Here is a 25053-nt window from a genome sequence, read left to right as displayed (position 1 = left end):
TTAGTCAATCCTAAATTCAAAAATGGCAAGTGGTCACTCAATCTATACACATCATTAAAAAGGCTTTAGCCGGCAAGCGTCAAAGAGAAGTTAAGTGATCGCTCAAATTATCGTCAATGTTCAACAACCCGATTTTTTACGCTTTTGCAGCTCGCCGTAACCGCCGTAATATAAAGAGCGTGGCAATCCAAACGACTGCAAAAATCAGTGCCGAAAGCATTGCCCGATCGAACAGCATGATAATAGCGGTCAGGAGGAGAAACCCTAAAACAAGGTAATCCGAAACTGGATAGAACGGCATCCGAAAGCCTTCCCTATGTGGATATAACTTTTTATATCGCAAGTGCGCCAACATGATCATGGCCCAGACAAACAGAAAGCTGATCGTGGCCATACTTGAAACCAACGTGAAAACCGCGCCTGGAAGGAAAAGATTCAAAACGACCGCCACGGCAATCACGGCCGTCGAGATCAAAATCGCGCGGGCCGGCACCTGCCGCCGTGACAATTTGGCCGCCCACTGCGCTGATTGACTTTTACCGGTGACCGTCAATGAGAAAAGTAGCCGACCAGTACTGAAAATAGACGAATTACATGCCGAAGCTGCAGCAGTTAACACAACAAAATTGATGATGTCCGCAGCAAATGGAATACCCACATTATTGAAAACCTCAACAAAAGGACTGTTAACCGGCGAAACATGCCGCCACGGATAAATACACATGATGACAAATAGCGCGCCTACGTAAAACAACAGAATCCGCATCGGAATTTCGTTAATGGCCTCGGGAATCACTTTATGCGGATCCTTTGTCTCACTTGCCGTCAACCCGACCATTTCGATCCCGACAAAACTAAACACAACCATTTGCAGTGACATTAAAAAGCCGCCAAATCCTTTGGGGAAAAGGCCCCCATCATTGACAAGATTGGCCAGACTCGCATGGCCGAGCGGCGTTTTGAAACGAACAATCATCATGAAAATGCCCAGGACAATAAGACCAATAATCGCGACAATTTTGATCAACGCAAACCAGAACTCCGCTTCACCGAAAAGCCCGACACTAACCAAATTCAGTAACAGCAAGACAGCTAATGCAATTAAGCCCGGCAACCACTGCGGAACGTCAGGCAACCAAAACTTAATGTATAAGCCGATGGCAGTCACTTCGGCCATTGCCAGCGCAACCCAGCAAATCCAGTAAGTCCAGCCTGTGACCCAGCCGGCATCTTTACCCAAATACTTGGTAATAAAGTCAATAAACGTGTGCGAATCCACATCAGACATCAATAACTCGCCCAATGCCCGCATCAACAAGAAACAAATACCACCAGTTATTAAATAAGCAAACAAAATCGAAGGACCGGCCGAGTGAATAGATTGACCGGAACCAAGAAACAAACCAGTTCCAATGGTGCCCCCAATCGCAATCAGTTGAACATGGCGACTTTTCAAATTCCGCGCGAGTTCAGGTTGATCATCTTTTTCGGCTTGCATGCGCTTCCTCCTTAAATATAAATGACCCGGGTCAGCTAAGAAGATAGTAAAAAAACCGACTTCTTAGCCAAATGTTTTCGATTCGACAAATTTAAAGGTTTGGACGTTAAATTCGAATATGACAATACGACCGCTGTTATGCCATCATACACGACAACAAACACTGACAGGTACTTTCAACCAATTGATCACAGCAATATCGTGTCATTATCAGGAATGGTACATATCGTTTAACGAATGTCCGTATTAGAAAAATTATACACCATTTTCAGAAAACCCCAAACCAATCACTGATCGACAATCTTAATTTGCTCGGGCGCCATTTTATCTACCAGGAAGCTTTGAAGGGTTTGCGGCGCTTGGCGGAAGTGCAATCTTAAGACAGTCACCTGCCCCATCTGCGCTAATAAAAGTGTCCCGGTGCCTTGCGCCTGCAAAACGAGTCCACTCAGATTTTGGTACATTCGAATACTGCCCAAACCGCCAATAATAGCAGGATCCGCCAAGCCTTTTTGCCAGCTTGCAAAACAAAGAAACATAACCACAATAAACCCGCCACTGACCAAATCGTCAAAATGGCGACTTTGCTGCAGCGTTAGGACCAGGCTAAAAGCGGCAATCGCCAGATAAAAAACGATGCGCCAGACTTTGGGCGTTGCGCGGATCCGCACATGTACAATATCAAAAATGGTGACACCGACCGAAACAATAGCAATTAAAACATACGCAATACTTAATAACGACATAGACATCCTCCTGTTGGTGATAACTTATTCTAACCGATTGCGCGCTAAAAAGCAGGGAGCGCGTTTATGCGGGCAGTAAAGAAAACCAAACAGGCACTGGAGACTTAGCAAAACGTCTCCAGTGCCTGTTTGGTTTAATGAAATATGACGGTGTTTCTGTGTGGATGTGCTCCACTGAAGCAAAAGCCGCTTACGCTAACACTTCTGATGCAACGTTATTTACAACACAATATTGGCTGCCGCCCAATCCTTGACCTTACCAATAAAGGCCGCAAATGCGTCACGATCATTGAGGTCCGGAAACTGCCCAAGCAAGACCTGCTTAGCGCGTTTGACGTCTGGACTTGGCTTTTGCAAAATCAACAGGCTCTTTTCCGCATTCTTATCAGCAAAAAAGTCATCCGGCAAGTTTAACAAGCCTTGAAAATACATGGCCTTTGCCAGCCATTTGGTTAAGCCTTCTGCCTCTTTAGAGCGAAACACCTGACTAGGCACATAAAACAAGCCTAATCCGCCCGGCTTCAGGACATTCATGCTTTGTTCAATTAACAGGTGATGCGCATAAGAATGGCCTTTTTTGGTGGCAGTCGCAAACTTTTTAGCGCGTTCATCAACCGGGTAATAGCCCACTGGCAAATCTGAAACCACCACGTCAGCATCTTTAAACAAAAGATTGTCCAAAGCATCTTGATGAAATAAATCAACGTCTAAGTGTTGAAGACTGCTACTCATTCCTGCTACTGCCAGCAACGCCTCATCATTATCGACGCCAAAGCCTTTGACTTCGGCATTCCAGGCCTTGTGAAGCTGATTCATGACCGCAAACAACAAATTTCCGGTGCCAACAGCCAAATCAGCAACTCGCAGTTGATCGGGATGTTGTTGAATAAAGATGGTGACCATAAACGTCGCAAGACTAGCCATCGCGTCCGGCGTTATTTGCTTGTTCGGCTCAATTCCATCAACTTTGATGGCCTTCACCAAAACTAACTGTAATGCTTGACGAATTTCTTCCGGTTCGTAGGTAGCCAGCTTAATTTGATCAAACAGCGCGGTTAGTTTTTTCTTTGCCTCATCGTTGGGCAAACCATCTTCCTGCATCACCTCACCTGAGTCAAGATCCTCTCCGGCTTCAGTAATCGCCGCAATAAAAGATGTCTTCAACTGTTGATTCAAGATCGTCGTGCTGTCATCTAAAACATGGTAAAGCTTTTCAAGATGTTCGTTTGCCAAACCAGTGCCTCCTCATTACTCTGTCAGCCAAGACGTGTACCTATAGGAAATCTTCCAAGACTCTTAGACGCCGCCTTGTCTTTTAGTGTACTGATTGATAAAAGCTTATTCAAGCATCTCTGCCTTGGAAGCCTTGATTTCTGAAGGTTGTGACGCTTCGTTTGTTGATGTATTTGGTTCGGCGGTGTCACTCGATGGCACAGTTTGAGTGGCCAGTGCTTCTTCCGCCGCCTGACTCGTGACTTCGCCTTGTTGCCTCCAACGAGAATACGCCGCTTCAAATTGAGCTTTTTCGACTTTTGCGATTACTTGATACCGCTGTTGCCATAGTTTGAATTGTTCGAACAAGCCAACAGTCAGGGTTAGAAAAACAGCAAATAAAATCAACGTGTTGACAAACACACTCCCACGAAGCTTCATGGCTCCAAAAACACCCCACCTTCAAATGATTGAGCTGACTTTAATCGTAAGGTATATAAGAAGCCCTGTGGAGCAGCTTGAAACTTTGCTGACTTAACTTGCATAAATAAAGGTACATGACCCCCAAGCGTGGACCCGGTACGAACCATACCTTCGCCACCTCGTTTAGCATAAAATTCGAGTTTATATCTTTTGACTTCGGCCCCATTTTGTCCCTTAAGTAGCACGCTATTTTCCTTTACTTCCACTTCTTTCATCTTGTGAGAGTGTATATCTACTTGTAGATTGTGTTCTGACTGCAACGCGTGAATCAAGTATTGATCTTGGCGGGTAAATCGTTGAATGCCGGTTAAAAGCGGTCGCCAAAGCAAGAGGACGACCATCATTAGACCCAGTCCGATGACAATCTCAACTAAACTAAAAGCTTCAAGGCGTAAATGAGAAAGTCTTGTTTTTATTGTCAGCATGAACAATGACCTCCTTGGCGTGCACCTCAACTTGCCAAATATCGGGACCCACCTTAACTTCCGTTTTTCCGCCTGGTGATGGCAGTCGAACCAACGCAATCCGAGCCGCATAATAGGCCGTTGTTTCCTGACGAGTTGGAATGACAAGCTTTTGATACGTCCGCAGTAGTAGCGTTAGCCAGCTAACCGCGATTAAAACCACTCCCAATGCAGCTAGATGTTCGACTAGTAAAACTCCGCTCATTTTTTGGTGAATACGGCTCGCCCCCATCCCAGTTGAAAACTTACTAACCAGCTAAGTTTGCCCTTGTGCTTAAAATTTAACGAACCTCCTTGCTTAATTTTCCCTCTGTGATTACAAACCAACGTCGCAGCGCCATCAAATTCCAAAGAAGGCGGAAACTGAAGAATCTTAATTGTACCGTTTATTGTTGTAAACTTGACTCGCCTTTCAGAGCCTTCAACGTGAAGATTACCGTCCACGTGATCACTCCTCGCCTTCATCTTCAGCATTTCCCACTCCTCAACGATCCTTTCCATAAACTCCCGCTCCTGCCGATGCGTCAGGGCCCCTCGTCCAACCGGCACCGCTACCAAAGCTAATGCCGTCAAAATAAACATCACCGCAACGATCTCGATCATGGTAAATCCACTTAACCGTTTCATTTAGCGAATTTTGGCGGCGAACCGGATGTTAGTTTATAACCGCCTTTTTTAAGTGCATCGGCCTGACTTTGCGAAATCACGTCTTTTTTGACCAGTTGATCAGGGGAACTAAAATCAACGCCACCTTGATCAGGCTCGTTGTAAGTCATTTCCAACTGCGTATTGACGGTCGCAACCGTGGCTTTAAGGTTTTGCGTATCAACGCGTTTCATCTGTCCTTGAATCGTCAAGACCAGTGCCAACGTTAACAAAATAATCACACCTAAAGCTGCTACGACTTCGATGAGCGTGAACGCCCGTAACTTTTTCCGTCGCATGTTCAGACACCTCCTAATGATTGATAGAGTGGTAATAAGATCTGCAAATAAACCAGTAAAATCTCGCCGCCGATTAACAAAAACAAAAGCGGTTGGATCAAATTAACTAATTTCTCCAATTGGCGCTGCAAATTAAAAAATAGTTGCTCTCCGAATAGCTTGAGGCCTTCCGCCACCAGATGTCGTGACTGTCCCATCGTTAATAAACGCGCGACTTCATCTGGGACAAAAGGTTCCTGGAGCGCCTCAGTCAATTCCTGTCCACGTTGTACTTTTGCCTGAATCCGACTGCCTAAATTCCCCAGTGGCCCTTCTAGCGTCGCTAAATGCCGACAAAAATCAGAAATATCAGCTCCTGCCAACAAAAATTGAGCCGCTCCGGAAGTAAATTGAAACTGATAATACATCCGCAGAACCCGCCACATCCCAGGCACTTTTTGTAGAACCAAGAGACGCTTAAGCGGGGTTAAACGGCGCCAAACCAAATAAATAAGTACGCCAAGCCCGATCAGAACAGCGAGACCACCTAACTGAACCAATACCAATTCCGATCTCGGCAAAGACAAGGCCGGTAGCACGCCAAAAACCACCACAACCTGTAAGACTATCAACATGGCCAATAACAGACACGGATAAACAAGCAGTTGGGTCATTTTCTGCCGATTGCGCACGCGTAAGCCAAGATAGTCGCCCGCTACTGTTAGCGCCTTAGCCAAATCACCGTGAATCTGTGCTAACTGTAACTGTTGAAAAAGGATCGGTGCCAGCTCTTGGTGCGCGACCGCTTCTGAAAAGGCAATTCCGTTAGCCAGTTCCGCTTCAATCCGTTCCCAAACAATCCGGTATTTTGGCGCACTGACGCGCAGGTAAGCAAAAACATCTGGCAAACTGAAACCAGCCGTGATTAACGCAGCACTCTGGCGGCAAAAACGTTCCTGCGCAATTAACGGCACCTTCATGAAACCACCTCTTGTGCTTGGCTTTGCGACGAGCGTTCAAAAACAACCAGTTCTGCCACCGGGTGAATCACCGGACGATAGCGCAACGCAATTGCCGCACTGGCAGTCAACGCAGCCGCAACCAATTCTTCAGATAGGCCGAAACTCGTTAACCGCAAAGGCGTATCACCGGCTGAGCGTGCATGAACCGTCGCCAACACAATATGACCGCTAATGGCTGCCTCACAGGCGCTTTGTGCAGTTTGTCGATCACGAATTTCCCCGATCAGTAAAACATCGGGCCGATGACGCAAGGCCGCCTTTAGCAACTGCGGATAACTCATCTCTGCCTCTGGATTCACCTGAAGCTGAAGAAATTGAGGTTGATTAATTTCAACGGGATCTTCTATCGACAACACCATACGCGACTCCGCCAACCGCGTAGCTAATTGATAAAGTAGCGTTGTTTTACCTGATCCGGTTGGCCCGGCCAGCGTCAACATCCCGCGTCGCTGCAACAAAATGCTCATCAACCGATCCAAGAGTTGCCGGGCGCCGTCCGCATCTGGAATGCCGCTGATTAACCGCACGACCAACGACTCACGGCCGCGATAGTCCGCCACCGAACTTAATCGCAAAAATACTGACGGCGCTTCTTGATAGAAAGCACCTAGTTGAACGCGCCGATGTTCTGCCACGTTCATCCCCGCCATGAACTTCAAATAATTAATTTCCTGTTGACCTAAGCGCACCTCCCGTTTTGCCAGTGTCATCAGTCCTGTAGGTAGTCGAAGTCGAACAAGATACCCCTGTGCACTCGGCAAATAATAGATATCACTGGCGCCTTTTGCTAACGCACTCGTCAACAATTCATTCACTGATTGCATGCCTTTCCCCCCTACACTAAAAGAGTTCGCAATTCACAGGGAAACTCCTTTTACTGCCGATTTTTGAGCAAAATAAAAAAGACAACGCATCTGCATTGCCTTTTCAAACATGTTCTAATAAATCATTTAGTCGTCTGGCCAGTCGCCGGCTGTGTAGACTTCCTGAACATCGTCATCGTCTTCCAGTTGGTCAATCATCGCCTGGAACTGTTCAACTTTGTCCTTGGGAATCGGTGTCAGGTTTTGCGGCACCATGGTTAATTCATTTTGCACGAATTTATAACCCTTTTCTTCTAACGCATCACGAACCTGCGCGAATTCTTTAGGGTCGGTATAAATTTCAAAGGCTTCATCCGACGTCTGCATATCTTCGGCACCGGCTTCAAGCGCATCTTCCAGCATCTGGTCTTCGTCAACGTCAAAATCTTCGCGGGAAATAACCAGATAGCCCTTGCGATCGAACATATAGGAAACCGCACCTGCTGCCGCCATATTGCCGCCGTGACGGGTAATTGCAACCCGCACGGAACTGGAAGTCCGATTACGGTTATCGGTTAAAGCTTCGACCAGAATCGCAACGCCACCCGGGCCATAGCCTTCATAAGTCACTTCATCATAATTAGCTGCATCGCGATCGCTCGCTTTATCTAACGCCCGTTTGATGTTGTCTTTAGGCATGTTGGCAGCTTTGGCTTTGTCCATGACCAAACGGAGGGATGGGTTACCACTGGGGTCAGGACCACCTTGCTTTGCTGCCATGTATAATTCACGTGATAATTTCTGGAAAATCTTACCACGCTTAGCATCCTGAGCGTTCTTACGGCCTTGGATGTTATGCCATTTGGAATGTCCTGACATGATAAACCCTCTTTTCATAAGTATAGATGCATACGGATCGTTAAAATTATAGCAAAGAATGAACCGTTATTCAACGTCGCTTCCGCCACCACAGCCATCCCCACATCACGGTCACGGCAATGGCTGCTGCTGCCGTATCCAGCATCACATCCTGAAATAACGGCGTCCGGCCGCCTGTCAACATCTGGTGGAATTCATCAAACGCGGCAATCCCGGTACAGCTCAACGTTACCAGTGGCCAGTGAAGCCACCGATTCTTTTGATACATAAATGTTCCTTGGGTTAAACCTAGCCCCAAAAGGAAAAAGATCGTGACGTGCGCGCCTTTGCGAATAAAGAACTCGACAAATTTAAAGTAGCCTACCTTTGCTACCGATTGCGTTTCACCGGCATAATCAAAATGAATCGTGCTCAAAAATGGTTTAAACGGTTCACTTTGCAACAGCCGTTCCATGAGCGGCACGGTTGTCTGTTCTTTGTACGTCATGCTAGAACTCACAAATAAAATAAATAAAAGAATAGCCGTCAACCAAAGTCCCCAATGACGTTTAAAAGAATGCACAAATTTGACCCACTTTCACTCATAATTTTCTCATCTACTGTATAATGAACGTATTTCGAAAGGAAGTGCTGATATGTCTTACCCGATTAACTGGAATCTCGATTCAATCTTCCCCGGTGGCATCGACTCACCACAACTTGCCGCCCGAATCCAACAGGTAGCCGACGAACTGCCGCAACTAGAAACCCAAGTTGCTGCTTGGTCGCCTAGCGATGACGCTCCTGAGTTTACCGATTTCAAAACTTTTTGGCAACTGTTTGAAGATATTAGCAAAGGCCTAGGCACCACTGGCAGCTTTGTTGAAATGATTGCCAGCGCCGATACGGCCAATTTAAAAACCGGCCCATTACAAGGTCGGCTCACCACGCTTGAGACGCGTTTTCAAAACATCAATAATCCGCTGGCTAAAAAACTAGCTGCCATGCCACAAGCCGCGTTCGATCAACTGACGGCAACCGGTACTTTAGCGGAAAGTCGCTTCGGGCTCGCTGAAATGCGTGACCAAGCCAAGGACTTGCTTGATGACCAAACCGAAACCATGATCAATGACCTGGCAGTTGATGGATACACCGGCTGGAGTGACCATTACACCACTTTAAGCGGCAGTCTGAAATTCCCGGTTGTCCAAGACGGGAAAACAACTGAGCTAAGTGCCGGACAGACGCAAAACAAGTTTGAGGGTGCGCCTGATCCTAAAGTGCGTCAGGACGTTTTCAACGTTTGGGAACACGTCTGGGATGATCATGCCAGTTTGTTTGCCGAAACGCTCAATCACATTGCCGGATTCCGGTTAACTGATTACCGCTTGCATCATTATCCGGATTATCTTTACAAACCGCTTCAATATAACCGCATGCAACGGGCCACATTAGATCAAATGTGGCACACCATCAGCGCGAATAAGGCACCATTTGCCGCCTACCTCACCCGCAAGGCCCAACTAACCGGCCAGCCAACCATGACTTGGTATGATCAGTGGGCGCCGGTTATCGTTGGCGATTTTAAGCCAAAAACATACACCTTTGACGAAGCAGCCGAATTCATTGTCAGCAATTTTGCCAAGTTCTCACCAAAAATGGCCGCTTTCGCCAAACACGCCTTCGAAAACGGCTGGATTGAAGCCGAAGATCGGCCAGGCAAACGCGCCGGTGGCTATATGACCAGTGTGCCGGATGTTAAAGAAAGCCGAATTTTCATGACTTTTGACGGCTCGGCATCTGGCGTTTCAACCATCGCCCACGAACTAGGCCACGCCTTCCACAGTGATATTTTGAAAGACATGCCGGTTCTGCGTCAAGATTATGCCATGAACGTTGCCGAAACTGCTTCGACGTTTGCTGAATTAATCGTGGCCGATGCGACTGTCAAAGCCGCCACCGATCCCGCAGAAAAGCTTAACCTGCTTGATGCCAAAATGACCAATCCAATAGCCATGCTGCTGAACATCCACGCCCGCTTCCTGTTTGAAGACAGCTTCTATCAAGAGCGGGAACAAGGCATTGTCAGCGTGCCGCGCCTAAAGGAACTGATGACCGAGGCCCAGCAAAAAGCCTATGCTGGCGGTCTGAGTTCATTTGACCCAATGTACTGGGCGAACAAACTACACTTCTATTTTGACAATCCGCCGTTCTACAACTTCCCGTATACGTTTGGCTACCTGTTCTCTAGCGGCATTTACGCCAAGGCACAACAAACCTCAAACTTTGAAGATGATTACATCGCACTGCTGCGGGACACGGCCAACATGTCAACAGAGGAACTGGCCAAAAAACATCTCGGGGTTAATCTGACGCAACCGGCATTTTGGCAACAAGGCATTGACCTAGCTGCTAAAGATGCACAACAGTTTATGCAGTTGAGCGAGGATTACTTAAAATAATTGCTGCCCATTTCTTCTTAACGTAAAGATTCTGATGAGACAAAAAGCCTGTTTGCTAAAATGCTAGCAAACAGGCTTTTTAGTGGGCAATATCACCGTTTTAAGATTAACATTTACTTTTCCATCAATACGCGTCTTATTCGACCGTAACGGACTTTGCCAAGTTGCGTGGGCGATCAACGTCATAGCCGCGATCGGCACTTGTGAAGTATGCCAGCAATTGCGCCGGAATGATGGTAACAAGTGGTGCCAGTAGCGGATCGATGTCGTCCACAATAATCTGGTCCCCCTTTTGTGCCTGACTAGCCATCGCAATGTGCAAGACTTTAGCACCACGGGCCTGAACTTCATCGGCATTACTGCGTGTGCGGGCAGCTGTGACCGGGTCGGAAATGATGGCGACAACCGGCGTATCCTTTTCGATCAAGGCAATGGTGCCGTGTTTCAACTCGCCAGCAGCAAAACCTTCTGCCTGCACGTAGCTGATTTCCTTGAGCTTCAACGCCGCTTCCAGGCTGGCGTAATAGTCGCCGCCGCGTCCGATATAAAAGGCGTTGCGTGTGGTTTTGAACATATCCGTCGCCAGTTCGTGGATGCGATCTTTTTGATCAATCAAGGCTTGCTGACCCGTTGCTGCCAAACCCAGTTGGTGAATGACGTCAAAGTCCTTAGCTGCTTGCAGACCCTTAGCTTCCCCAACGGCCTTGGCAACCAATGCTTCAACGGCAATTTGGGCGGTGTAGGCTTTGGTCGAAGCCACCGCAATTTCCGGACCACCATGCAGCAACAAGGTGAATGTTGCTTCACGGGCAAGGGTTGAACTACCGACATTGGTAATGGTGAGTGTCTGATAACCTTGCTTCTTAACTTCAACCAACACCTGACGAATATCAGCTGTCTCGCCGCTTTGGGTTAGGAAAATAAACAGCGGATGCTTGGACAATAACGGCTGATGATAAGCAAACTCCGAAGCAACGTGTACTTCAGCCGGGATGCCTGCCAGCTGTTCAAACAACGGGGCACCGACTAACCCGGCATGATAACTGGTGCCGGCTGCAACAATATATAGACGATCGGCTTGCTGTAAAGCCTTCATCAGGTCTTCTGGAATCACCACATGATGTTGATCATCGGTATATTTTTCAACCAAACGGCGCATTACAATTGGCTGCTCGTCAATTTCCTTGAGCATGAAGAATGGGTACGTGCCTTTGGAAACCTCACCGTCATCAACTTTAACCGTAAATGGCTTACGTTCTTCGACTTTGCCATCAAGTGTTTCGATGTGAATGGCATCAGCCGTCAGCGTCACAATTTCCTGATCCTTGAGTTCAACAAATTGGTCGGTTTCGCTCAGCATAGCCAACGCATCGGAAGCCACAACGTTGAAGCCCTTGCCCCGACCGATCAAAAGCGGGCTCTTGTTCTTAGCCACATACAGCACGGTTGGATCCAGGCGATCAACCATGGAAAAAGCGTATGAGCCTTGAATTAACTTCAATGTCTTGCGCAACGCCTCTTTGGCAGACAGGCCTTGACGGGCAAACAAGGCAATCAGCTGTACCACAACTTCAGTATCGGTGTCACTATGCAGTTCGATGTCTTGAAGGTATTGCTGCTTCAGGTCATTGGCGTTGGTCACAACCCCGTTATGCACCAGATAGAAGCGTTCGTCATTAGAAACCTGCGGATGTGCATTGGCTTCGGTCGGCCCACCGTTTGTTGCCCAGCGTGTATGACCAATCCCCATGACGCCCTGAACATCCGGTGTCACTGCTTTTTCCAAATTAGAAATATGGCCAACCCGCTTGATCAGATGGTCATGACCGGCTTGATCGTTTACATAAATGCCAGCTGAATCATACCCCCGATATTCCAGCTTCTCGAGCCCTTTAAGCAAGATTTGGGTTGCATTTTTCTTACCGATAACACCAACGATTCCACACATAGTCAACATCCTTTTCCTAATGTCTACAAATTGGTTTAGACAGATTTTTTTATTGGTATCGCTAAAAGCAAAGCTAACTATATGTTTTAAGCGGTAGTATGTCAATACTAAATTTTCAATGGTATACTTTTCGTAAGATTATTGGTCTATATCCATTCCTCCGAAAACGTGATCAACCTTGAAAATTCAAGGTTTGATCGCTTTAGATTTACCATAAACACCGCAACAAAAAAGCCACCGAGATTTTTCCTCAGTAGCTTTTTTGGTTAAACCCTCATGTAGTTTATATGAATCTTAATCTTTTGGACTGCCCATTTCTTGCTTAACAACTGCGACAATCTGATCGACATAACGCGATACCAAGTCTTCGGTTTTGGCTTCTGCCATCACCCGCAGCAGTGGTTCCGTACCGGAAGGACGCACGAGCACGCGGCCATCGCCAGCCATTTCTTTTTCAACGGTATCGATAGCTTCTTGAATTTCCGGATAGGCTTGCCAATTATCCTTGTCGGCAACTTTGACGTTAACCAGTTTCTGTGGGTAATCCTGAACCGGGGCTGCTAGCTCGGATAGTTTCTTGCCTGTCTTCTTCATGACGTTTAGCAAGTGGATGCCGGTCAACATGCCATCGCCGGTGTTGTGATAATCAAACAAAATGATGTGGCCGGATTGTTCGCCACCGATGTTGTAACCGTCTTTACGCATAGCTTCCACGACATGGCGGTCACCAACCGCGGTCTGAACAGACTTCATGCCATTGGCTTCAAGCGCCTTATACAAGCCGAGGTTGCTCATCACTGTGGTCACAACCGTATCTTGTTTCAGGCGGCCTTGTGACTTCATATAGCTGCCTAGAATGAACATGATCTTATCGCCATCGACAATGTTGCCTTCTTCATCAACGGCAATGCAGCGATCACCGTCGCCGTCAAAGGCCAGGCCGACATCGGCACCTTTTTCAACGACAAACTTGGCCAACGCTTGCGGATGCGTTGAACCTACGTCAGCGTTGATATTTAAGCCGTCCGGGCTGGTTGCCATCGTATCGAAGTCCGTGTCAAGATCGGCAAAAATCCGGCTAACCAAACCACTGGTAGCACCATTAGCACCGTCTAAACAAACATGAATGCCACTTAAGTCATCCGAGAGTGTCTGCTCCAAAAATTGCGTATACTTGAGCGCACCTTCAGGATAATCGTCAACGGTTCCCAGTCCCTCTGCAGCCGGACGCGGCAGGTTATCTTCCGGTGCATCTAACAAAGCTTCAATTTCTTCTTCCGTTTCGTCAGAAAGCTTGTAACCGTCTGCGCCAAAGAACTTGATACCATTGTCGGCAACCGGATTATGTGAAGCCGAAATCTGAATCCCGGCATCGGCTCCTTGGATTTTAATTAGGTAAGCAACTGCGGGCGTCGTGATAACGCCAAGATCCAGCACTTCAATGCCAACCGACAGTAATCCGGCAATCAAAGCATCTGCTAACATCTGACCGGAAATCCGGGTATCGCGCGCAACCAGAACCAGTGGCCGATGACTGGCATCTTCTTTGTGCTGAGTCAGCACATAGCCGCCTGTGCGACCGAGTCGAAACGCCATTTCTGGGCTCAATTCCTTATTAGCAATGCCACGAACACCATCGGTACCAAAATACTTTGTCATCTTAATTTTTCCTCATTTCTTCCAGTGGTTATTTTTCACTTGCTGATGTGCTTTCGCTTGATGAACTTGATTGAGAACTACTGGCACTGGATGAATTCGATGAAGCGGTTGACGTGCCAGCGTTAGCGTTAGTGCCCACATCATCATCGTCATTACCACCACCATTACCAGTCCCTGTGTTGCCAACACTCACCGTCACCTTAATGGTTTTCGGGTCGGCCGCAGAAATACTGTCGTTGAGATCTGTTACGTTGAACGTCCGCGTTGTTGTCGAAGTGATGCCACTGATATCAACAGGAACGGTCAATTTACTCAACTTATCCAGACTTTGCTGGTCTCCATATACGGTAACCTGTTTTGTGTCTGACGACAAGGCGTACGTATGCCCGCTTGCCGCATTGCCGGTTTGCTTCAACTCAATATTTACTTTTTTACTGGGTTGGGAAATCGGTAACGTGACATGCACGGTTTGCGGTGACAGCACCACATTCATAGTATTGCCATTATCATCCAACGCTTGCAATAGCACTTCCTGGTCAACGGTCTTGCGGGTATTGTGCGCCAACGAAACATTGGCAACGACCTGGGCAATCGAGTCGATCACGGAGCGTGCACCCGTCACTTCAACGGTTCGCGCCGAAAGCTTAGGATCACCTGCTGCATAACCGGAAGCGATGCTGGCCTTATTATAGCGAACCTGAATCGGCATGGTCTTATTGTCCCGCACCTGGATGTCGACAGTCACTGATTTAGGCGAAATCGAGTAGCTTAAATCTTTGTTCAGACCCTCCGCCTTCAAATGGACCCGATGCTTGCCAACCCCTAAATTGGTTAAATCAGCAACCACCCGAAAATTCTGGGTATTGGCAGTCATGGTAACTAACGAGGCCGTGCCTGTCAGTGCAACCGACACTTTTGACGGGTAACCGGTGATGAAATACTTGTCAGTGTTGGCGTTAACCTGCAACGGTACTTTCACGGTCTGGGTTTTGTTCGCTACCAGGGTTGTATCATCGTTGGCATTCTGCCGCGTGTTGTTGATACTCTCAACGTTGACATAAGCGAACAACCCGATCGCGAGAAGCAAGGCTAACAACCGATTAACCCATGGCTTATCCCATAAGCGATTCATTGCTTGCCCTCCTTCTTTTTGCGTTGATTAAAAAGTCGCGAAAAGAAACTGACAACCGGATTTGGATTGGGCGCCTCTTCTTTTGGTACCAACTGCGCTGTCAAGAACTTCATGTAATCCTCGCGCGTTAGGTTGCGTATCAAATTGTTGTTGTTCGTAATCGTGACTTCGCCGGTTTCCTCAGACACAACAATCGTCAAGGCATCGGTCACTTCACTGATCCCGACAGCGGCACGATGGCGGGTACCCAGTTCCTTGGGAATCAGGTTACTGTCTGACAACGGCAAATAAGCCGCGGCTACCGCAATCCGATTGTTGCGAATGATAACTGCCCCGTCATGCAACGGCGTGTTAGGAATAAAAATGTTGATTAACAACTCGCCACTGATATCCGCATCAAGTGGAATGCCAGTCTCGATATAATCTTCAAGGCCGGTATTTTTTTGAATGGTAATCAGAGCACCGATGCGGCGTTTGCTCATATACTGGATCGCCTTGTCCAGCTCCTTGACCATGCGCGTTTCGGCTTCATGTTGGTTATTGTTTGAGCGGAAAATCAACGATCCACGTCCAAGATGCTCTAGACCGCGGCGGATTTCCGGTTGAAAAATAATGACCAGCGCCGGCACACTCCAGGTGATGACCAAATCTGTCAGGTAGCCAACCGTTTTGAGTTGCAAAAACCAGGAAATGATCTTGATGGCCGCAATGACAAAAACACCTTTAAGCAGCTGCACGGCTTTGGTGCCGCGAACCAGCATGATCAACCGATAAATGACGTACCAGACGACGAGGATGTCAACCAGATTGATAAGAGTGGACCAAGTTAATAAATTTGCGAGATAGGTGCGCATCCGCGTTCCTCCATTGTGGTTTGAAATCAAACTTCTGAATAATTATACCACGAGATGCCTAAACGGCGGGCGCTGAACCGAATGAAGCGGTGCTGCGGCCTTGACCGCGAAAAAATAAGCTTGCTTTTTTGGTAAAAGTCATGATAATAGCAAGTGAGTGAGCACTCACTATATTCCAAAAGAAAGTGGCTAAAATATGTCAAGAGAACCCGTTGTCCAAGTGACCGCCCTTCAGCAGGGTTACGGCCAAAAAATCGTCCTTAGTGACATTAATCTCACCTTAAACTCTGGTCAGATCCTGGCTTTAATCGGTCCCAGTGGTGCCGGCAAAACGACCTTGATCCGAACTATTATGGGTATGATACGTCCCCGATCCGGTCAGGTACTGGTTTTTAACCGGCCTGTCCCCAATCGCTTGCTGCTAGCGCGGATCGGATTCATGGCTCAGACTGACGCCCTTTACGAAAGCCTGACCGGCGCAGAAAATCTCACTTTTTTTGCCAAAATGCAAGGCGTCAAACGGCCCCAAATGGCTGAACAATTGCGCTACGCTGCGCATGTCGTTAACTTGCAATCAGCGCTTGATCAAAGCGTCAAAACTTATTCTGGCGGCATGAAGCGGCGTTTATCGCTTGCCATCGCGTTAATTAGCAAACCGCCGCTTCTGATTCTGGACGAACCGACCATTGGCATTGATCCTGAATTACGGCGCAAAATCTGGCAGGAATTACACAGATTAGCTAGCGATCAAGGCGTCACGATTATTTTAACGACCCATGTCATGGCCGATGCTGAAGAAGCCGATCTGCTCATGATGATCCGCAACGGAAAAGCCATCGCCCAAGGCACCCCTGACCAACTCAAAGCAACCTATCACACAGATTCGATCGAAGCGGTCTTTTTGGCCGCAGGGAGGCAGCAAGATGCGCGTTAATGCATTGATCAGTCGTATTTTCAAAGAAATGATTCGCGATAAACGGACACTGGCACTGATGTTCATTGCGCCGTTGTTTATCATGACGTTAATCTTTTTCCTTTTCCAATCCAACACAAATACAAAAGCCGACTTAGGGATACACGGTGTAGATACATCTGTGGTTCAGGCCTTGGATACGGATCGAATCCGGCTCCACCATGTCGGCAATGAAGATCCGACCATGCTTATCAAAGATCACGATTATGCTGGCATCCTGACTCAGAAAGGCGACAAACTGACACTATTACTCGCCAATGCCGATCAAGGGAAAAGTGCCCTCTTGAAACAGGGCTTACAGGCGGCAACCATCAAGCTTAAAATGCAGGCAGCTGCTACTACGATTAAAAATCAAGCAACCGCTTTACAAAAAATGGCATCAGCGTTACAACATTCCACGCGTGGAACTGCACAGGTAGCAGGGTCCCAACCGGCGTCAACTGCTACTCACTACCGAATCGCAACTCATTATCGTTACGGATCGGCTAATTCGACTTACTTTGACACCTTACTGCCGATTCTGATTGGCTTCATCGTTTTCTTCTTTGTTTTCTTGATTTCCGGCATCGCGCTATTACGTGAACGCACAACCGGAACGCTTGACCGATTGCTGGCAACTCCTGTGCGGCGAGGAGAAATTATTAGTGGCTATTTATTGGGCTATGGCATTTTTGCGGTGATTCAAACAATCTTGATTGTCGGCTATGCCTTGTTCGTCTTTAAAATCCAAATTCTCGGAAGCATTGCCGCAATTTTTCTAATCAACTTATTACTGGCAATCACGGCGCTTTCGCTTGGTTTACTGATTTCAACGTTTGCCAATACGGAATTTCAAATGTTACAGTTCATCCCATTGGTTGTCGTCCCGCAAATTTTCTTTACCGGGCTGATTCCTGTGAATCAAATGCTTGGCTGGTTGCAACCAGTTGCCCGCTTAATGCCGCTTTATTACGGTGCCGATGCGTTAACCGGCATTATTGCAAAAGGCCAGTCATTAAGTGTGTTGTATCCGGACGTCATTGCCCTCCTAGGCTTCTTCTTACTATTTTTAAGCCTGAATCTTGTCACCATGCGGCATTATCGACAGGTTTAAACAAATCTGACTAAAGAAGGAAGTGAATGATCGTGCAGCCGCATAATCTGACGGATTTATTCTCCTCATCGCTTGCTGAAAGCCAGCTGTCAGCCAAGCAACAAGCGGTTTTGAAAGCGAGTCTGAGCCTTTTTTCGGAAAAAGGATTCGATCGTACCAGCACAAAAGATATCGCCCATCTTGCTGGCGTTAGCGAAGGAACCGTTTATAAGCAGTTCAAAACCAAAGAAGGCATCCGCCAAGCGTTACTCGCGCCCATGATTCAACAAGTTATCCCAAGCGCATTCACTGAGTTCATTCATGAAATCGGCGAGCAACACCTACCTGATCTGCATACGTTTCTAACCTTCATCGTGCATAATCGCATGGCCTTTGCCATTGAGAATCAGGCGCAACTTCGGATACTGGCCGCCACTCTTTTGCAAGATGCGGCGCTAAGCCAGGCACTGGCGGAAAAGTTTCAAAAGCAATTCATAGACAAGGCCGTCCAACTGCTCGCCTTCTATCAGCAGGAAGGTGCACTTGTTAACTGGCCGCTGACTCGCATCCTTCGCTATCTTTTCGGTACCATTTTAAGTTACCTGCTGCCAGTTGTCCTGGGGATGCAATCTGATTTTGACCTTGAGACTGCGGTTTCCGAGGCCGTCGCATTTCTGGAACGCGGGTTACATGCCTGATAAAACCAGATATACCAGCTATAAATCGTTAAATTTTAATCACCCAAATTCAATAGTTTTGGGTGTTTTACAACCCACAGAACGTTAGAATGTATTTAAACGTTTTAAAAAAGGAGCCGTGCTTGAGTCATGAAAAGTGAAAAGGAGACGCGGCGCAAGTTTGCAACTGAATCGGTTGCGGATTTACTGAACGACTTGCACACAACGTCAACTGGATTAAGTCAAAAAGAAGCGGCTGCGCGTCTTGCCAAATATGGTGAAAACACGATTACCCGCGAAAAGCAAAAATCCCAGTTACTAGTCTTTCTTAAGAACTTTACCAGTGTCATGGCGATTCTACTCTGGGTGAGCGGGTTTGTTGCAATCCTATCCGGCACCCTTGAGCTAGGTATTGCCATCTGGCTGGTCAATGTTATTAATGGTATTTTCAGTTACTGGCAGGAACATGAAGCCCAAAAGGCAACGGACTCACTCATGAAAATGTTGCCGACTTATACGCAAGTCTACCGGGATGGCAAACTGCAACAAGTCAACGCTACCCAAATCGTGCCAGGCGACGTCTTCAATCTGCAAGCCGGCAATGCCGTACCGGTTGATGCCCGCCTGATTAAGGCCACTTCTGTCCAAGTCGATCAAAGTGCCCTCACCGGTGAATCCGTCCCCGAATCCAAAAAGGTTGACTATAATGCTGGCCAAGGCGAATTCGCTGAATCCAATCTTGTCTATGCCGGCACCACGGTTGGCGCCGGGACCGCAACTGCCATTGCTTTTGCGACTGGCATGAAAACCGAGTTCGGGCGAATCGCCGCGTTGACTCAACAACAAAAACGCAGCCTAAGCCCGCTGCAGTTAGAGCTTAATCGTCTCACAAAACAGATTTCGCTCATTGCCATCAGCTTAGGCGTTCTTTTCTTTGTGGCTGCCATCTTCTTCGTTCATTATCCGGTCGCTCAAAGCTTTATTTTCGCGTTAGGCATGATTGTCGCGTTCATCCCCGAAGGCCTACTGCCAACGGTGACGCTTTCGCTAGCCCAAGGCGTGCAGCGCATGGCCAAGAAACACGCCTTACTCAAAGATTTGAACAGTGTTGAAACGTTGGGTGAAACAACGGTGATCTGCTCGGATAAAACCGGTACGCTGACCCAGAACCAGATGACAGTCGATCATATTTGGACCCGGTCACATACTTATACCGTGAGTGGCCAAGGCTATGTCAATAATGGCCATATTGAGTTAGACGGCAAACCGGTTCAATACGGCAGCGATCCTGACTTGGATCTGCTCATTCGTCTGGTTGCATTCAACAACGACACCGAAGTCGAACCGTCAAAAGGCCAAGCGCGTCCGAAGATTCTGGGGACGCCAACGGAAGCTTCACTTGTAATCCTGGCGCAAAAGTCCGGTATCGACGTGAATGCTTATACCAAAAAATACCCGCGGCTTAAAGAGCTCCCCTTCGACTCCGATCGTAAACGGATGACCACCATTCACCAGCACGATGATCACACGCTGTCCATCTGTACCAAAGGCTCTCTCAGCGATTTACTGCCGCACTGCGATACCATTCAGGAAAACGGCAAAGTCCGGCCTTTAACCGCAGCAGACAAGGAAGCGATCGATGCTGCCAACCGCAAGTATGCTTCTCTAGGCCTTCGCTCAATTGCGACTGCTTATCGTGAAATTCCTCAAGAAGCCGATAAACAAAGTCAGCTCGACAACCTCACGATTGAGACGGCCGAAACCAAGCTTACCTTTGTCGGTTTGGCCATCATGTCCGATCCACCGCGTCCGGAAATTTACGATGCCATCGAGAAATGCCATCGGGCCAGCATCAAAATCATCATGGTGACCGGTGACTCCTCGTTAACTGCGAAGTCTATTGCCGTTAAAATCGGTTTGACGTCCGACAAAGCGCGTGTCGTCACCGGCAGTGAACTCGATGCCATGAGCCAAGACGAGCTCAAGCAGGCACTGGCAGGCGAAATTATTTTTGCCCGAGTGGCGCCTGAACAAAAATATAAGATCGTTTCCACTCTGCAAACGATGGGCGAAATCGTCGCATCCACCGGTGATGGCGTAAATGATGCGCCCGCTTTGAAGAAAGCGGATATTGGCGTTGCCATGGGCGTCACTGGAACCGACGTTGCCAAAGACGCGGCCGACATGATTCTTACCGACGACAACTTTGCCTCTATTGTTGCCGCCATCGAAGAAGGCCGCACCGTTTACAGCAACATTCAAAAGTTCTTGGTTTACATTTTGAACTCCAACCTGCCAGAAGCGGTACCATCTGCCCTCTTCCTCTTCTCGCGCGGTGCCATCCCGTTACCGTTGACTGTCATGCAAATCCTGACAGTCGACCTCGGAACAGACATGATGCCGGCACTGGGATTAGGATCCGAAAAAGCCGAGCCTGGCATTATGGATAAACCGCCACGCGCACGTGATGCTCACCTTATGAACCGCACTGTTTTATGGAAGGCGTTTGCCTGGTATGGCTTAATCGCATCCATCATTTCCAGCGGCGCTTACTTCTTCGTCAACCATCTAAACGGCTGGCCGTTACGCGGCCTGGCAACCAGCGGCTCAACCTACGTCATGGCCACGACCATGACCCTTGCCGCGATCATCTTCTGCCAGATTGCCGCCGCCATGAACTGCCGCACCGAAAATGCTTCGGTCTTCAAAGTCGGTTTGTTCACTAATCATTTGGTCTGGTTCGGTATTGGCTTTGAAATCTTTTTGTTAGCATTGCTTAGCTACACGCCATTCTTACAGAATCTCTTCCACACCGGACCGCTAGCACTGACCGACTGGCTTTTCCTGGCAATCATTCCAATTCCCCTCTTCCTAATCGAAGAAGGCCGCAAATGGCTTAATCGCCGGCGTTTATCGCGTGAAAAAGTCACAGCTACCGCTCGTGCGTCAAGCGTTACTCGTTAACAACATACCCGTGTACTACAAATCAATTAAAAAAGGTCCAGAAGACGTAATGTGTACGCCTTTTGGACCTTTTCTAATTGGCCGTTGTTTATAAACCTTTAACCAATTTCATGTGAACTTATACTTCGTTAACCGATTCAGCAAAACGAGCCTGGTGCAACTCACCATTTTTTAAAAACCGTGACCGTCTCACCAACCGCGCAAAGCCCAAAGGCCAGCATGATGATGATATAAGGTCGGTTCACTTTAATTGCCAAAGCTGCTAATAACAGACAAGCCACTGCTAGCCACAGACTCAGACAACAAATGATATCGAGCCACAAACCTTCGTTGTGCCGACTATGTTTTCTCATTTGGGTCACCTCATATACAACCTATCATACCTGATTGAGCTGCCTGGGACTACTGTATGCTTTCTTTCAATCTGTCTGGTTAAGATGACTTGACACCATTTTGGAGGCTTAATGGTTGCGGCTTGTTTGATACTATAAAAACCATCATAAATTCAAAACAAAAAATCCGCACCGGTCAGGGACTTTTTCCCGTCTGATGCGGATAGTTTTAAATACGAGTTCTCACCGGCGGTACATCTTAAATTCTAAGAATAAGTCATTGTACAGCCCAACTTTCGCCGGCGGAAGGTCTGAATAGATCTCCAAATGCTTCATGGTCTCGTCATCTGGATAAAACTGCCGATCATTTTGGACGCTTTTTGGCAGCAGTTTTTTGGCTGCGGCGTTTGGCGTCGCATAGCCGACATATTCGGCATTTTGAGCGGCGTTTTTGGGTTCCATCATGAAGTTGAGAAAGGCGTAAATGGCTTTGAAATGTTTGGCGGTTTTGGGAATGACCAGGTTGTCGAACCAAAGATTGCTGCCTTCTCGCGGAACGACATAGTGCAGGTGTTTATTGTTGGCCAGCATTTCACTGGCTTCACCTGACCAGTCGACAGCGATTTTAGCTTCGTTTTCAGCCATATACATTTTGATTTCATCGGCGACAACTGCCTTGACGTTGGGCGACAATTGATCGAGTTTGGCTTTGGCCACTGCCAGCGTCTGCGGATTGGTTTCGTTAACTGACTGGCCCATTGAGATCAAAGCCGGCGCGAAAACATCACGCGCTGAGTCGATGAGCATGATCGAATCTTTGAACTTAGGATTCCATAATTGATTCCAGTGTTGAACTTCACTGGCTTTGACGAACTTGTCATTATAGATGATCCCCAGTGTCCCCCAGAAATAGGGAATGCTGTACTTATTGCCCGGATCGAATTCTTTGTTAATCAAGCGCGGATCCATATTCTGCATCCCGTTCAATTTACTTTTATCAAGCGGCAATAGCAGATTAGCCTTTTTCATTTTCTCAATCATATAATCCGATGGGACGGTCAAATCGTAGCTGGTGCCGCCTTGCTGGATTTTGGTAAACATGGCCTCATTGGAATCGAATGTTTCCTGATTCACGTGATAGCCGGTTTGCTTTTCAAATTTACTGATTAATGCAGGATCGATATAATCGCCCCAGTTGAAAAGATTCAGCGTGTTGTCGCCGGTATTGCCTTGGGATTTTTGCAGGTCCTGACTCCAAACGGCTAATCCCAGGCAGACGGCCAGGATGGCGACCGCAATACTAATGAGTCGTTTCATTGATCAACGCCTCGCTTTCTCGCTTGTGCTTGGCCCGCCGGCTTTGACCCGCCCGTTGGAGGAAGTAGTAACCGACAACCAGCAGTAAGGCAAAGACGAACATGACCCCGGATAACGCATTGATTTCCAAGCTGATACCTTGGCGGGCGCGAGCGTAAATCTCGACAGCCAACGTTTCAAAACCATTGCCGGTGACGAAGAAGGTCACGGCAAAATCATCCAGCGAGTACGTAAAGGCCATAAAGAATCCCGAGAAAATACCAGGCGTGATGTACGGCACGATCACGCGTGTCAGCACCTGATAGTTGGAAGCACCCAAGTCACGAGCGGCGTCCAGCAAGGAGTGACTCATTTCCTGCAGACGCGGCAGGATCATCAGCACCACAATCGGAATGGAAAAGGCAATGTGACTCATCAGCACCGACCAGAATCCCAGCGGAACCTTTAACGCCGTGTAAAAAATCAGGAAACTGGCACCGATAATAACATCCGGGCTTACCATCAAAATGTTATTGAGTGACAGGACCGTATTTTTCATCACGGGACGGCTGGTTCGATCAATGGCCAGCGCGCCTAATGCACCGATAATTGTCGCAATTAAGCTCGACAGCAACGCCACCAGCAACGTATCCAGAACAATCTGAATCATTCGCGTATCCGCAAATAGCTCAGCGTAATGTTTCCAGGTGAAACCGGAGAAATTACTCATCCGGTCACCAGTCGAAAACGAATAGATCACGAGATAAAAAATCGGCACATATAGACAGATGAACACGAAAATCAGATAAAGGTTGGACCATTTAAACTTACGCTTCATGACGGCGCACCCCCTTCTTCTTTCGTTCACCGGTCAGGAACATGATGATAAACATGGCAACAATCAAGACCACGCCGATCGTTGAGCCCATGCCCCAGTTCATTGTCGTCAAAAAATGCTCTTCAATGGCGGTCCCAAGGGTGATGACCCGATTCCCGCCAATTAACCGGGTTAACATGAACAGGCTTAAACTGGGAATGAAAACCGCCTGAACCCCTGATTTGACCCCTGAAATCGTCAACGGCCAAATCACTTTAGTAAAGGTCTGCCAGCCTTTTGCCCCCAGATCCTGCGAGGCATTCACCAAGTTTTCCGGTAGTTCTTCAATCGCATTGAAAATCGGCAAAATCATGAACGGAATTTCGATGTAGGCAGCAACAAAAATAAAGCTGAAGTCAGTAAAAAGAAATTGTTGCGGCGCAATCCCAAACATTCCTAAGAAACTGTTGACCCCGCCGTCCTGGCTGAAGATGCCGATGAACGCATATGCTTTTAGCAACAAGTTGATCCACGTCGGTAAAATGATCAGTAACAGCCACAGTTGCTTGTGCTTGGCATAATGCAGCAGATAAGCAGTCGGATAACTGATCAGTAACGTGGCAAAGGTGATCAAAAAAGCATACCAAACCGAATTAATCGTCATCATAATATAAGTGCCGGATTTAAAATAAGTTTGGTAATTCGCCAAGGTAAAATGGCCGCTGATATCAAAAAAGCTTTGATAAACGATCAATACCATCGGCGCGATGACAAATAGTGCGAGCCACATCACATAAGGCGTGTAAAATGCAACATTCGTGGTGGATTTTTTCACGATGACCCTCCTCAGATTCAAAA

The 25053-nt window shown here is 47.5% G+C and carries 25 protein-coding genes; 5 read left to right on the top strand and 20 right to left on the bottom strand.

The window, feature by feature from the left end; translation table 11 throughout:
* Nucleotides 1-136: 136 nt before the first annotated feature.
* The 12 genes from LACPH_RS04740 to LACPH_RS04685 all read right to left on the bottom strand — a co-directional run bounded on the left by LACPH_RS04740 (nucleotide 137) and on the right by LACPH_RS04685 (nucleotide 8592).
* The gene (locus tag LACPH_RS04740; RefSeq protein WP_274784643.1) at nucleotides 137-1498 is read right to left on the bottom strand and encodes an amino acid permease; all 1362 of its coding nucleotides are present in this window, start codon (nucleotides 1496-1498) and stop codon (nucleotides 137-139) included.
* Nucleotides 1499-1785: 287 nt separating this feature from the next.
* Nucleotides 1786-2244, bottom strand: coding sequence for a hypothetical protein (locus LACPH_RS04735; RefSeq protein ID WP_025013834.1), 459 nt, complete (start codon nucleotides 2242-2244; stop codon nucleotides 1786-1788).
* A gap of 219 nt (nucleotides 2245-2463) precedes the next feature.
* Complete coding sequence (locus LACPH_RS04730) at nucleotides 2464-3477, bottom strand: class I SAM-dependent methyltransferase (RefSeq protein WP_274784642.1); 1014 nt, start codon at nucleotides 3475-3477, stop codon at nucleotides 2464-2466.
* 105 nt (nucleotides 3478-3582) lie between these two features.
* On the bottom strand, nucleotides 3583-3897 hold the full coding sequence (locus LACPH_RS04725; protein ID WP_274784641.1) for a hypothetical protein: 315 nt from the start codon (nucleotides 3895-3897) through the stop codon (nucleotides 3583-3585).
* Nucleotides 3894-4364 (bottom strand): type IV pilus minor pilin ComGF family protein, encoded by a 471-nt coding sequence (locus LACPH_RS04720; protein ID WP_274784640.1) that lies wholly within the window; start codon nucleotides 4362-4364, stop codon nucleotides 3894-3896. Before LACPH_RS04720 ends, LACPH_RS04725 begins: the two co-directional genes overlap by 4 nt.
* A complete protein-coding gene (locus LACPH_RS04715) occupies nucleotides 4324-4608 on the bottom strand; it encodes a hypothetical protein (RefSeq protein ID WP_274784639.1) in 285 nt (94 codons plus the stop codon). The genes LACPH_RS04720 and LACPH_RS04715 overlap by 41 nt, the downstream gene beginning before the upstream one ends.
* Nucleotides 4605-5006 (bottom strand): type II secretion system protein, encoded by a 402-nt coding sequence (locus LACPH_RS04710; protein ID WP_274784638.1) that lies wholly within the window; start codon nucleotides 5004-5006, stop codon nucleotides 4605-4607. The genes LACPH_RS04715 and LACPH_RS04710 overlap by 4 nt, the downstream gene beginning before the upstream one ends.
* Nucleotides 5007-5026: 20 nt before the next feature.
* On the bottom strand, nucleotides 5027-5347 hold the full coding sequence (locus LACPH_RS04705) for a type II secretion system protein (RefSeq protein WP_025013539.1): 321 nt from the start codon (nucleotides 5345-5347) through the stop codon (nucleotides 5027-5029).
* A gap of 2 nt (nucleotides 5348-5349) precedes the next feature.
* Complete coding sequence (locus LACPH_RS04700) at nucleotides 5350-6306, bottom strand: type II secretion system F family protein (protein WP_274784637.1); 957 nt, start codon at nucleotides 6304-6306, stop codon at nucleotides 5350-5352.
* Entirely contained in the window at nucleotides 6303-7172 is an 870-nt protein-coding gene (locus LACPH_RS04695; RefSeq protein WP_274784636.1) for an ATPase, T2SS/T4P/T4SS family, read from the bottom strand. Before LACPH_RS04695 ends, LACPH_RS04700 begins: the two co-directional genes overlap by 4 nt.
* A gap of 126 nt (nucleotides 7173-7298) precedes the next feature.
* Nucleotides 7299-8030: a YebC/PmpR family DNA-binding transcriptional regulator gene (locus LACPH_RS04690; protein ID WP_049169945.1), complete on the bottom strand. Its 732-nt coding sequence runs from the start codon at nucleotides 8028-8030 to the stop codon at nucleotides 7299-7301.
* Between the two features lie 70 nt (nucleotides 8031-8100).
* Nucleotides 8101-8592 carry a VanZ family protein gene (locus LACPH_RS04685; protein WP_025013542.1) on the bottom strand — a complete coding sequence of 164 codons (492 nt, stop codon included), beginning with the start codon at nucleotides 8590-8592 and terminating at the stop codon, nucleotides 8101-8103.
* 73 nt (nucleotides 8593-8665) lie between these two features.
* Here LACPH_RS04685 and LACPH_RS04680 point away from each other — a divergent pair, with 73 nt between their 5' ends.
* Entirely contained in the window at nucleotides 8666-10471 is a 1806-nt protein-coding gene (locus LACPH_RS04680) for a M3 family oligoendopeptidase (RefSeq protein ID WP_274784634.1), read from the top strand.
* Between the two features lie 136 nt (nucleotides 10472-10607).
* Here the strand turns inward: LACPH_RS04680 and glmS are convergent, their stop codons facing one another.
* From glmS to cdaA, 4 genes are all read right to left on the bottom strand, one after another.
* Nucleotides 10608-12419 (bottom strand): glutamine--fructose-6-phosphate transaminase (isomerizing), encoded by a 1812-nt coding sequence (glmS, locus tag LACPH_RS04675; RefSeq protein ID WP_087911870.1) that lies wholly within the window; start codon nucleotides 12417-12419, stop codon nucleotides 10608-10610.
* 294 nt (nucleotides 12420-12713) lie between these two features.
* Complete coding sequence (gene glmM / locus LACPH_RS04670; RefSeq protein WP_274784633.1) at nucleotides 12714-14078, bottom strand: phosphoglucosamine mutase; 1365 nt, start codon at nucleotides 14076-14078, stop codon at nucleotides 12714-12716.
* 28 nt (nucleotides 14079-14106) lie between these two features.
* Nucleotides 14107-15210, bottom strand: coding sequence for a CdaR family protein (locus LACPH_RS04665; RefSeq protein ID WP_025013546.1), 1104 nt, complete (start codon nucleotides 15208-15210; stop codon nucleotides 14107-14109).
* A complete protein-coding gene (gene cdaA, locus LACPH_RS04660; protein ID WP_274784631.1) occupies nucleotides 15207-16064 on the bottom strand; it encodes a diadenylate cyclase CdaA in 858 nt (285 codons plus the stop codon). The genes LACPH_RS04665 and cdaA overlap by 4 nt, the downstream gene beginning before the upstream one ends.
* Nucleotides 16065-16260: 196 nt before the next feature.
* On the opposite strand from cdaA, the gene LACPH_RS04655 reads away from it, so the two are divergent.
* From LACPH_RS04655 to LACPH_RS04640, 4 genes are all read left to right on the top strand, one after another.
* Nucleotides 16261-16998 (top strand): ABC transporter ATP-binding protein, encoded by a 738-nt coding sequence (locus LACPH_RS04655; protein WP_274784630.1) that lies wholly within the window; start codon nucleotides 16261-16263, stop codon nucleotides 16996-16998.
* Nucleotides 16988-18130 (top strand): ABC transporter permease, encoded by a 1143-nt coding sequence (locus LACPH_RS04650; RefSeq protein ID WP_274784629.1) that lies wholly within the window; start codon nucleotides 16988-16990, stop codon nucleotides 18128-18130. Before LACPH_RS04655 ends, LACPH_RS04650 begins: the two co-directional genes overlap by 11 nt.
* Nucleotides 18131-18156: 26 nt before the next feature.
* Nucleotides 18157-18807 carry a TetR/AcrR family transcriptional regulator gene (locus LACPH_RS04645; RefSeq protein ID WP_370531189.1) on the top strand — a complete coding sequence of 217 codons (651 nt, stop codon included), beginning with the start codon at nucleotides 18157-18159 and terminating at the stop codon, nucleotides 18805-18807.
* Nucleotides 18808-18936: 129 nt separating this feature from the next.
* The gene (locus tag LACPH_RS04640) at nucleotides 18937-21750 is read left to right on the top strand and encodes a cation-translocating P-type ATPase (RefSeq protein WP_274784627.1); all 2814 of its coding nucleotides are present in this window, start codon (nucleotides 18937-18939) and stop codon (nucleotides 21748-21750) included.
* Between the two features lie 161 nt (nucleotides 21751-21911).
* Here the strand turns inward: LACPH_RS04640 and LACPH_RS04635 are convergent, their stop codons facing one another.
* The 4 genes from LACPH_RS04635 to LACPH_RS04620 all read right to left on the bottom strand — a co-directional run bounded on the left by LACPH_RS04635 (nucleotide 21912) and on the right by LACPH_RS04620 (nucleotide 25030).
* Entirely contained in the window at nucleotides 21912-22103 is a 192-nt protein-coding gene (locus LACPH_RS04635; RefSeq protein WP_306387317.1) for a hypothetical protein, read from the bottom strand.
* 222 nt (nucleotides 22104-22325) lie between these two features.
* Entirely contained in the window at nucleotides 22326-23399 is a 1074-nt protein-coding gene (locus LACPH_RS04630) for an ABC transporter substrate-binding protein (RefSeq protein WP_087911864.1), read from the bottom strand.
* Entirely contained in the window at nucleotides 23383-24216 is an 834-nt protein-coding gene (locus LACPH_RS04625; protein WP_010489273.1) for an ABC transporter permease, read from the bottom strand. The genes LACPH_RS04630 and LACPH_RS04625 overlap by 17 nt, the downstream gene beginning before the upstream one ends.
* Entirely contained in the window at nucleotides 24206-25030 is an 825-nt protein-coding gene (locus LACPH_RS04620) for an ABC transporter permease (protein WP_025013059.1), read from the bottom strand. The genes LACPH_RS04625 and LACPH_RS04620 overlap by 11 nt, the downstream gene beginning before the upstream one ends.
* Nucleotides 25031-25053 lie beyond the last annotated feature (23 nt).

This window comes from Lacticaseibacillus parahuelsenbergensis (genome assembly GCF_030770265.1).
GTDB classification, from domain to species: domain Bacteria; phylum Bacillota; class Bacilli; order Lactobacillales; family Lactobacillaceae; genus Lacticaseibacillus; species Lacticaseibacillus casei.
This window is presented reverse-complemented; position numbering and strand designations above follow the sequence as displayed.

What these genes read in the sequence shown, in the direction of transcription:
- LACPH_RS04740 (WP_274784643.1), bottom strand. Translation starts at nt 1,498, where the DNA reads ATGCAAGCCGAAAAAGATGATCAACCTGAACTCGCGCGGAATTTGAAA.
- LACPH_RS04735 (WP_025013834.1), bottom strand. Translation starts at nt 2,244, where the DNA reads ATGTCGTTATTAAGTATTGCGTATGTTTTAATTGCTATTGTTTCGGTC.
- LACPH_RS04725 (WP_274784641.1), bottom strand. Translation starts at nt 3,897, where the DNA reads ATGAAGCTTCGTGGGAGTGTGTTTGTCAACACGTTGATTTTATTTGCT.
- LACPH_RS04720 (WP_274784640.1), bottom strand. Translation starts at nt 4,364, where the DNA reads ATGCTGACAATAAAAACAAGACTTTCTCATTTACGCCTTGAAGCTTTT.
- LACPH_RS04715 (WP_274784639.1), bottom strand. Translation starts at nt 4,608, where the DNA reads ATGAGCGGAGTTTTACTAGTCGAACATCTAGCTGCATTGGGAGTGGTT.
- LACPH_RS04710 (WP_274784638.1), bottom strand. Translation starts at nt 5,006, where the DNA reads ATGATCGAGATCGTTGCGGTGATGTTTATTTTGACGGCATTAGCTTTG.
- LACPH_RS04705 (WP_025013539.1), bottom strand. Translation starts at nt 5,347, where the DNA reads ATGCGACGGAAAAAGTTACGGGCGTTCACGCTCATCGAAGTCGTAGCA.
- LACPH_RS04700 (WP_274784637.1), bottom strand. Translation starts at nt 6,306, where the DNA reads ATGAAGGTGCCGTTAATTGCGCAGGAACGTTTTTGCCGCCAGAGTGCT.
- LACPH_RS04695 (WP_274784636.1), bottom strand. Translation starts at nt 7,172, where the DNA reads ATGCAATCAGTGAATGAATTGTTGACGAGTGCGTTAGCAAAAGGCGCC.
- LACPH_RS04690 (WP_049169945.1), bottom strand. Translation starts at nt 8,030, where the DNA reads ATGTCAGGACATTCCAAATGGCATAACATCCAAGGCCGTAAGAACGCT.
- LACPH_RS04680 (WP_274784634.1), top strand. Translation starts at nt 8,666, where the DNA reads ATGTCTTACCCGATTAACTGGAATCTCGATTCAATCTTCCCCGGTGGC.
- glmS (WP_087911870.1), bottom strand. Translation starts at nt 12,419, where the DNA reads ATGTGTGGAATCGTTGGTGTTATCGGTAAGAAAAATGCAACCCAAATC.
- glmM (WP_274784633.1), bottom strand. Translation starts at nt 14,078, where the DNA reads ATGACAAAGTATTTTGGTACCGATGGTGTTCGTGGCATTGCTAATAAG.
- LACPH_RS04665 (WP_025013546.1), bottom strand. Translation starts at nt 15,210, where the DNA reads ATGAATCGCTTATGGGATAAGCCATGGGTTAATCGGTTGTTAGCCTTG.
- cdaA (WP_274784631.1), bottom strand. Translation starts at nt 16,064, where the DNA reads ATGCGCACCTATCTCGCAAATTTATTAACTTGGTCCACTCTTATCAAT.
- LACPH_RS04655 (WP_274784630.1), top strand. Translation starts at nt 16,261, where the DNA reads ATGTCAAGAGAACCCGTTGTCCAAGTGACCGCCCTTCAGCAGGGTTAC.
- LACPH_RS04650 (WP_274784629.1), top strand. Translation starts at nt 16,988, where the DNA reads ATGCGCGTTAATGCATTGATCAGTCGTATTTTCAAAGAAATGATTCGC.
- LACPH_RS04645 (WP_370531189.1), top strand. Translation starts at nt 18,157, where the DNA reads ATGATCGTGCAGCCGCATAATCTGACGGATTTATTCTCCTCATCGCTT.
- LACPH_RS04640 (WP_274784627.1), top strand. Translation starts at nt 18,937, where the DNA reads ATGAAAAGTGAAAAGGAGACGCGGCGCAAGTTTGCAACTGAATCGGTT.
- LACPH_RS04635 (WP_306387317.1), bottom strand. Translation starts at nt 22,103, where the DNA reads ATGAGAAAACATAGTCGGCACAACGAAGGTTTGTGGCTCGATATCATT.
- LACPH_RS04630 (WP_087911864.1), bottom strand. Translation starts at nt 23,399, where the DNA reads ATGAAACGACTCATTAGTATTGCGGTCGCCATCCTGGCCGTCTGCCTG.
- LACPH_RS04625 (WP_010489273.1), bottom strand. Translation starts at nt 24,216, where the DNA reads ATGAAGCGTAAGTTTAAATGGTCCAACCTTTATCTGATTTTCGTGTTC.